Source organism: Dietzia sp. E1, assembly GCF_014145015.1.
In the GTDB taxonomy this organism is placed as follows: domain Bacteria; phylum Actinomycetota; class Actinomycetes; order Mycobacteriales; family Mycobacteriaceae; genus Dietzia; species Dietzia cinnamea_A.
The window spans coordinates 1-7,576 of sequence record NZ_JAALDU010000365.1 but is presented as its reverse complement, the minus strand read 5'-3'; the positions used below and the strand labels follow the sequence as shown (position 1 = coordinate 7,576).

General features: G+C 69.1%; 7 protein-coding genes, 1 tRNA gene, 1 pseudogene and 1 riboswitch. Of the genes and pseudogenes, 3 read left to right on the top strand and 6 right to left on the bottom strand.

All coding sequences use genetic code 11. From position 1 onward, the window contains the following. Positions 1-492 precede the first annotated feature (492 nt). The 3 genes from G6030_RS12105 to G6030_RS12095 all read right to left on the bottom strand — a co-directional run bounded on the left by G6030_RS12105 (position 493) and on the right by G6030_RS12095 (position 2,238). Positions 493-678 carry a helix-turn-helix domain-containing protein gene (locus G6030_RS12105; protein ID WP_182643290.1) on the bottom strand — a complete coding sequence of 62 codons (186 nt, stop codon included), beginning with the start codon at positions 676-678 and terminating at the stop codon, positions 493-495. 170 nt (positions 679-848) lie between these two features. After that, complete coding sequence (locus tag G6030_RS12100) at positions 849-1,877, bottom strand: site-specific integrase (protein ID WP_182643289.1); 1,029 nt, start codon at positions 1,875-1,877, stop codon at positions 849-851. Positions 1,878-2,152: 275 nt separating this feature from the next. Further along, a tRNA-Ser gene (locus tag G6030_RS12095) sits at positions 2,153-2,238 on the bottom strand. Between the two features lie 116 nt (positions 2,239-2,354). Between G6030_RS12095 and G6030_RS12090 the strand changes: the two genes are divergently transcribed. Both G6030_RS12090 and G6030_RS12085 read left to right on the top strand, forming a co-directional pair. Then, the gene (locus G6030_RS12090; RefSeq protein WP_182643288.1) at positions 2,355-3,401 is read left to right on the top strand and encodes an NAD(P)H-quinone oxidoreductase; all 1,047 of its coding nucleotides are present in this window, start codon (positions 2,355-2,357) and stop codon (positions 3,399-3,401) included. Positions 3,402-3,407: 6 nt separating this feature from the next. After that, positions 3,408-3,507, top strand: a riboswitch (TPP riboswitch). Further along, positions 3,497-4,774, top strand: coding sequence for an LLM class flavin-dependent oxidoreductase (locus G6030_RS12085; RefSeq protein WP_063972283.1), 1,278 nt, complete (start codon positions 3,497-3,499; stop codon positions 4,772-4,774). Its footprint overlaps the riboswitch before it by 11 nt. Here the strand turns inward: G6030_RS12085 and G6030_RS12080 are convergent. Both G6030_RS12080 and G6030_RS12075 read right to left on the bottom strand, forming a co-directional pair. Beyond that, on the bottom strand, positions 4,732-5,325 hold the full coding sequence (locus tag G6030_RS12080) for a PadR family transcriptional regulator (protein ID WP_182643287.1): 594 nt from the start codon (positions 5,323-5,325) through the stop codon (positions 4,732-4,734). The genes G6030_RS12085 and G6030_RS12080 overlap by 43 nt on opposite strands. Positions 5,326-5,329: 4 nt before the next feature. After that, positions 5,330-6,310, bottom strand: coding sequence for a nitronate monooxygenase family protein (locus tag G6030_RS12075; protein ID WP_063972285.1), 981 nt, complete (start codon positions 6,308-6,310; stop codon positions 5,330-5,332). A 266-nt stretch (positions 6,311-6,576) separates the two neighbouring features. Between G6030_RS12075 and G6030_RS12070 the strand changes: the two genes are divergently transcribed. Then, positions 6,577-7,170 carry a hypothetical protein gene (locus G6030_RS12070; RefSeq protein WP_063972286.1) on the top strand — a complete coding sequence of 198 codons (594 nt, stop codon included), beginning with the start codon at positions 6,577-6,579 and terminating at the stop codon, positions 7,168-7,170. A gap of 43 nt (positions 7,171-7,213) precedes the next feature. Here G6030_RS12070 and G6030_RS12065 read toward each other — a convergent pair. Then, positions 7,214-7,576, bottom strand: a pseudogene (locus G6030_RS12065) (polysaccharide pyruvyl transferase family protein); the annotation flags it as partial.

Here is a 7,576-nt window from a genome sequence, read left to right as displayed (position 1 = left end):
CCCCCCCCCCCTAATCTCCCGCTGGACGTTCAGTTCGTCTAGTTGGCTTGCAGTAAGGCCAGGAGAGAAGCGAGCTTTCGTTTAGCCCGTCGGCGTAGGCCATGAGGTACGCGGCGTATGCCATACCGGCAGGCCCGTCCGCTCGATGCCGTGATAAGTCGGGGACACGACCGAATCCGGCGACATGATCCCCAGAACCTGCACACGCCTCCCATTAGGGTCCGAACCCCAGAACCAACCCGCCCTGATATGGCCCTCCTCGGCTAGGCGCTTCACTGCTCGTCGCGCTGCCACCATTTCGGCACGAGTGGGAGTTTCCCCTACTTCGTCCCGCACGATGTAGGTCAGTCCCACGACTTGCTCCGGGGTAATCGTTCCGACTGCCGTCAGGATTGCTCGCTGCCAGCGTCCAGGCCCTCTGCTCATGTTGGCATCTTTCGTTTATGTGTTGCCCGTGGGTCATTTGCCCCACCGGCAACACTTAGGCATATGTCACGCAGTAGCGAGCTTGCGAGAAGCCGAATCCAGCGAATCCATACGCACACGCAGCAACCGGGGGCCAACGCGGTAACCCTCGATGCGACCAGCCGCGATCCAACGGCGAATCGTTTTGGTCGAAACGCTGTAGTGCTCTGCGGCATCCTGAAGGGACACCAGGCGGGACGACGACACAGACATAAACGAACCCTCATCTACACGTAATATGGGCACCCAAAACAGGGCAGACACCGGAACCCGGCTCAAAAATATCCCCAGGCGAGGCAAGCGCCCGAACCTGAAAGGATCAAAACGCACCATATCGTGAGGGGTGTCCGTGCTCGAACGAAACCACCCCTGAACAGCGGAAACTACTCCCCCACCGACCCCAAAAGCTTGCCCACCCCGTCCGCGATCTGCCCCGGCCTATCCGCCGCCGTGTGCTGATAACCGATAGCCTGATCCGCCGTCGAATGCCCCATCAAGTCCATAATCTCCCGAACCGTAGCCCCAGCCCGTGCCGCAACCGTCCCACCGAAATGCCGTAGCTGATGCGGGGCAACATCCGGCCTCCCAGCCTTCCCCGCCGCCGTCCCAAACGTGGACCTGAACGACTGCGGACGAATCCGCCGCCCATCCTTATTGACGAACAACGGGGCATCCACGCCGAACCTCGCACGATCCGCAACCTGAGCCACCAGACGCGGAACTAGATCACTCGGGACCGCTACCGTCCGGTCACCGCTCTCCGTCTTAGTCGGCCCCGTCGTCAGCCCGTACCCCTTCACCTGAGTCACCGTGCGGGCTATCCGAATCGTGGCGCGTGTGCCTTTCTCGGCTTCGATGAACCTCACGTCGCCAACCTGTAGACCAGCCGCCTCCCCAGGACGCAAAGCACAGTTACCGGCAATCTCTGCGTACAGCTGGTAGTGCTTCGGTAGCGCCTTCACGATTGCTTCGTACTCGGAGACCTCTAGGACGGGCTTTCGTGCCGGACGGGGTTTCTTCCCCAACTCGGGCGACACACACGGGGAGGACTCCACGAGGCCGTCCCTCACCGCATCCTTGAACACGCCAGCGAGGAACCTGTACGCCTCCGCGTTTCGTGCTGCGGTGTCGGGGAAGTCGTCAAGCATGGACCGGCCCCAGCCCGCTATATCGTCGGGAGTTGTCAGCGGTGCGGGTAGGTCACCGATATACGGGGTGATGCGTTTCGCTACGAGGGACTTGTACTGTTCCCTACTGCCGGGGCGTAGGTTGCGGCGCTCAATCGTGCGGGTACACAACTCCGTGACCGTGATCCCGTCCGCGCGTTTCTTTGCCGCTCGGTCTGCCGGTGGGGTCCATGCGTCTAGGTCGATGAGTTTGCGCTCGGATACCAGCCAGGCGTCCGCGTCCATCTCGGTCTCAAAGGTGCGTGGCGCGTTGTGTAGCCCGCCGTCCGGTCCCGTGTACCGGCCCCGGTAGCGACCTGAGGGGAGGCGCTGGACTCTGCCGAATGGGCGGCGCTTGCGTGACCTGGGAGGCATGGCGCGTCTTTCGTGTCTGTTTCTTGTCCCAGTGAGGGATATATCGGGGGTCTTGTGTCCCGACGTGTCTTTAGAGTAGCATCGTCTCCACCAGCACACGAGACCTGTTTTCCCAGGTTAACCGCTCTCCAGTTTTCGTCCCAGTGCGGAAGTGGAGGGATTTGAACCCCCGGTGCTGTTCAGGCACGCTCGCTTTCAAGGCGAGTGCATTCGGCCGCTCTGCCACACTTCCCCGCCGCCGGCCACGACACGCGCGGCCCCGCCGGTTCCACGTGGAACCGGCTGCACGACGTCGCCCATGCTAGTTCACCTCGCCCGCCCTCACGCAGTCCGGCTACGGTCGAGGGCATGAAGGCCATCGCGTACGACAACGGTCCCGACTCCCTGCATCTGACCGAGGTCGCCGACCCGGTCCCGGCCGCGGGTGAGGTACTCATCGACGTGGCGGCGTCAGCCGTCAACCGTGCCGACCTCCTGCAGACCAAGGGGCACTACCCGCCGCCGCCCCGCGCCTCGGAGATCCTGGGCCTGGAGTGCTCCGGGCGCATCTCGGCGGTCGGCGAGGGGGTCGAGGGCCTGGCGGTCGGCGACGAGGTGTGCGCCCTGCTGGCCGGCGGCGGGTACGCCGAGAAGGTCGCCGTCCCGGCGGGCCAGGTCATGCCCGTTCCGGCGGGGGTCTCGCTGCACGAGGCGGCGTCGCTCCCCGAGGTGGCGTGCACGGTGTGGTCGAACCTGGCGATGACCGGCGGGCTCGGACGGGGCGTCCTCGCGGCGGACGCGCACTGGGGCCGGATCGAACTGGGCGCGCCGCGGGTGCTGATCCACGGCGGCGCGGGCGGCATCGGCTCCCACGCGATCCAGGTGTGCCGCGCGCTCGGCGCCCGGGTCGCCACCACGGCCGGCGGTCCGGAGAAGGTGGCCATGTGCCGCGAGCTGGGCGCCGAGCTGGTGATCGACTACCGGGACGAGGACTTCGTCGAACGGGTCGGGGAATGGACCGACGACGACGAGAGGGGCCGTGGCGTCGACCTGGTCCTCGACGTGATGGGCGCGAAGTACCTCGAGCCGAACATCGCGTCCCTGGCGCCGGACGGTCGCGTGGTCGTCATCGGACTCCAGGGCGGGGTGAAGGGGGAGCTCAACCTGGGCAGGTTGTTGCCCAAGAGGGCCGGCGTCCTCGCCACGAACCTCCGGGCGCGGCCGGTGGACGGCCCCGGCGGGAAGACCGGCATCTGCCAGGAGGTCGTGGATCACGTGTGGCCAATGATCGCGGCTGGTGACGTCACCACGAGGGTCTCGCGCGAGATCCCCCTGGAGCGGGCGGCCGAGGCGCTGGCTCTGCTGGAGTCCGGGGAATCGCACGGGAAGATCCTGCTGACCGTCGACGGGGTCTAGTCTCGGGGTCACGACACGGGGTGCCGCCCAGAAGGGGGCGGCTGAGATGAGACCCGTCGAACCTGCTCCGGGTAATGCCGGCGAAGGGATGTCCCATGCTGCATATCAATGCGTTCCTGTTCGGATGCGGCCACCACTCGGCCGCATGGCGCCGACCCGACTCCCCGGTGGAGCGACTGGGCGACATCGCCTACTGGGAGGAGCTGGCCCGCACGGCCGAGCGGGGCTGCCTCGACGCGGTGTTCTTCGCCGACGGCCACTCCGTCGGAGACCCCGCCAGCGGCTCGTGGTGGTTCCTCGAGCCGTTGACCGCACTGTCGGCGATGGCGCGCGCGACCCGGCACGTGGGGCTGGTGAGCACCGTGTCCACGACGTTCTTCACGCCGTTCCACGCCGCCCGCATGCTGGCCTCCCTCGACCACATCAGCGGAGGACGGATCGGCTGGAATGTGGTGACCTCCATGTTCGACGCGGAGGCGCGCAACCACGGGATGGCCGCCCTGCCGGGGCACACCGAGCGGTACGAGCGGGCCGAGGAGTTCGTGCAGGCCGCCCTCGCCCTGTGGGAGTCGTGGGACGCCGACGCCCTGGTCCTCGACCGTGGCGGACTGTGGGCCGATCCGGCGAAGGTGCGGGCGGTGCACCACGCGGGCGAGCACTTCCTGGTGGACGGACCACTCACCGTGCCGCGGTCGCCGCAGGGCCGGCCGGTGCTGTTCCAGGCCGGGTCGTCGGATCCGGGCCGGGACCTGGCGGCGCGGCACGCCGAGGGGATCTACGCCGTCGCGTACGACGACGAGTCCGCGTCGGCGTACGCCGCGGACCTGAGGCGGCGGGCGCGGGCGGCGGGCAGGGACGCGGACTCGCTGGTCGTGATGCCCGGACTGGTGACGTATGTCGGGTCGACTGTGGCGGAAGCCCGTCAGAAGAAGGCCGAGCTCGACGCCCTGCTGCCGGTCGAGGAGTCGTTGGCCCAGCTGTCGATGTTCACCGGGCAGGACTGCTCCGACTGGGAGCTCGACGCGCCTGTTCCGGAGTTGCCGCCGCTGGCCGAGTTCGCGGGACCGCAGGGCCGCTACGAGACCATCCTCCGGATCATCAGCAAGGACTCGCCCACCGTGCGTGAGCTGCTGGGTACCCTCGCGGCGGGCGGCGGGCACTGCACGATGCTCGGCACGCCCGAATCGATCGCGGACGAGATCGAGCGCTGGTACCGGGCGGGCGCGGCCGACGGGTTCAACCTCATGCCTCCGAGTTACCCGGACGGTCTGGAGGATTTCGTGGATCTCGTGATCCCGGTCCTGCAGCGCCGCGGACTGTTCCGGACGAGCTACGACGGGGCGTCGACCCTCCGAGAGCTACTCGCCCGGTGAGCCGGCGGCGGCAGCCGGTCCAGCGCCTCCAACGTCTCGTCGCACCACCTCAGCCAGGCCCGCTCCTCCTCGATCCCCAGCGAGAGGACGCGGTGCTGGAGGACGCCCCGCGGATCGGACGGGTCGACGGCGGAGAAGTCCCGCTTCTCGATCTCGCGGTACCGCTCGAAATTGTCCTGCCGCCGGGCGCGGTGGTGCTCGAGGGCGCGCCGGACCTCGTCGGTCCGGCCCGTGGCGGCGGCGGCCCGGACGCGGACGGCGAGAGTCGACCGCGTCACGTCCGGGGCGTCGTCCTCGCCGATCCACTCGACCAGCGATCGGCGGCCGTCGTCGGTGACCGCGAACCGCCTGGGTTGTCCGCGCCGGGGCGGGCCGTCCTGTGGCAGTTCCCGGATCAGGCCCGCCGAGGCCAGCCGGTCGAGTTCGCGGTAGATCTGCTGGTGGGTGGCGGGCCAGAAGTACCCGATCGACCTGTCGAAGCGTCGGGCGAGTTCGATCCCGCTGCCCTCCCGCTCGGTGAGCGAGGTGAGGATCGCGAACCTCAGCGACATCGGCTCAGCGCAGCGCGCCGACGCCGGCGGTGAGGGCGTCCAGCGCCTCGTCGTATTCGCCCCGCAGGCGGTCGACCAGGTCGCGGACGGTGCCGGTGGAGCGGACGGCGCCCACGCCCTGTCCGGCGCCCCAGATGTCGCGCCACGCCTTGGAGTCGTTCGACCCGCCGGAGCCGAAGTCCATGGCCGACGGGTCCGACTCCGGTAGGTTGTCCGGGTCCAGGCCGGCGGCCTCGATGCTGCCCCGCAGGTAGTTGCCGTGGATGCCCGTGAACAGGTTGCTGTAGACGATGTCGTCGGCCGTACTGTCGACGATCATCTGCTTGTACTCCGGCGTGGCCCGCGACTCCTCCGTCGCGAGGAACGCCGAACCGACGTAGGCGAGGTCCGCGCCCGCCGCCCGCGCGGCGAGGACGGACCGCCCGTGGGCGATGGCCCCGGACAGCAGCAGCGGCCCGTCGAACCACTCGCGGATCTCCTGTACCAGCGCGAACGGGGACTGCGTCCCGGCGTGCCCCCCGGCCCCGGCGGCCACCGCGACCAGCCCGTCGGCCCCCTTCTCGATGGCCTTGCGGGCGAAGCGGTTGTTGATGACGTCGTGGAGGACGATCCCGCCGTAGGAGTGGACGGCCTCGTTGACCTCCTCGCGCGCGCCGAGCGAGGTGATGACGATGGGCACCTCGTGCTCGACGACCGTCGCCAGATCCTGCTCCAGCCGGTCGTTGGACCGGTGGACGATCTGGTTGACGGCGAACGGTGCCACGTACCGGTCCGGGTTCGCCGCGGCGTAGTCGGCGTTGCTCTCGGTGATCTGATCGAGCCACTCCCCCAGCAGCGACTGCGGCCGCGCGTTGAGGGCGGGGAACGCACCGATCACCCCGGCCTGGCACTGGGCGGCCACGAGTTCCGGGCCGGAGTAGATGAACATCGGCGAGGCGAGCACCGGGACGGTGAGCGGGCCGGCGAGCACGGAGGGCAGAGCCATCGGCATTCCTTTCGGCGAGATGGGAGGCGGCGAGCGCCTGTCCCCGACCGTACGGTCGGCCCCCGCTTTGTGCAACTAGTTGCACAAAGCGGCCACTCGCCCGCACCGCCCGGGGGCGTGGGGCCAGAGTGATTGGTGGGACTCGACGGGTGTCGATAAGGTCCACGCTGACACCGACCGGCCTGCTGGCCCCGGGTGCCTGCTCATCCGATTCCGGAGCGGACTCTCAGGACGCTTCCTCCGACTCGGCGGTCGCGGCTCCCGCAGTGGCCGGTGACGTCGTCCTGAACGAGGCGGACGCCCCCGCGGGTTACACCTACTCCGACGTCGCCGAAGTCCTGGAGGAGGGCGAGGGCGACGAGAACTACGAGGACGTGATCGCCGTTCTCGCGGAGATCAGCGGGACTAACACCACCGAGCCGGCCCGGTGCGGCGCGCTCCTGCCCACCGCTGTGGACATGCTCACCCACATCCAGCAGGACCCGCAGGCCTCCGCGGCCACGGAGTTCGCCGACGCCGAGGGGAACGTCATCTCGGTGTTCGCCACGACCGGCGGCACCTGGGAGCGGGTCCCCGAGAACCTGGACGAGTGCGCGACGTTCACCCGCGCCGCCACCGACCCCGCCCTGCACCTGCAGATCGTCTACCGTGCGGAACCGCTCGCGATCGAGGTCGACGGGGCGGAGTCCGCGACGGCAGCGCGCATCGTGTCGGACCAGGACGTGGCCGAGCCGGCGCAGAGCACCTACTCGGCCACCGTCGACGGCGTGTACTTCCAGATCCACACCTCGCAGGCCCTCGACGATCAGCTGCTGGCCGACATGGCCCGGGCCCAGGTCGACAAGATCCGGAACCGCTGAGCCGCGCCGTTCCGGAGTCGGCGATCCTCGCGCCCGCCCGCCCTCAGCCCAGCGGGTAGAGCTCCTCCGCCAGTGCCTCGGCGGCGCGGACGTGCCCGGCGACCGCCTCGGGGTGGAATCCGCCGGCGGTCGGGAACGCCGGGACGCGCTCCTCGCCCACTCCGACGGTGGCCCACGGCGACCCGGCGTCGGCGAGCGACCCGTGCTTGACGTCGTAGTACGCCGACCCCGTGCGCACGGCCACCCCGGAGGCGCCGCGGGCCCCGGCGAACAGGTGCGGATGGAACCGGGTCGTCAGCCAGACCTGCCCCGGCCTGGCAGGGAGCCCCTCGGCCCACACCTCCCGGAAGGACACGAAGCGCGCGCGGTGCAACTGCAGGTCGGCCAGCGCGCGGCCCACCTCGTC

Coding starts and splice junctions, on each gene's coding strand:
- G6030_RS12105 (WP_182643290.1), bottom strand. CDS start 678: ATGTCTGTGTCGTCGTCCCGCCTGGTGTCCCTTCAGGATGCCGCAGAG.
- G6030_RS12100 (WP_182643289.1), bottom strand. CDS start 1,877: ATGGACGCGGACGCCTGGCTGGTATCCGAGCGCAAACTCATCGACCTA.
- G6030_RS12090 (WP_182643288.1), top strand. CDS start 2,355: ATGAAGGCCATCGCGTACGACAACGGTCCCGACTCCCTGCATCTGACC.
- G6030_RS12085 (WP_063972283.1), top strand. CDS start 3,497: ATGCTGCATATCAATGCGTTCCTGTTCGGATGCGGCCACCACTCGGCC.
- G6030_RS12080 (WP_182643287.1), bottom strand. CDS start 5,325: ATGTCGCTGAGGTTCGCGATCCTCACCTCGCTCACCGAGCGGGAGGGC.
- G6030_RS12075 (WP_063972285.1), bottom strand. CDS start 6,310: ATGGCTCTGCCCTCCGTGCTCGCCGGCCCGCTCACCGTCCCGGTGCTC.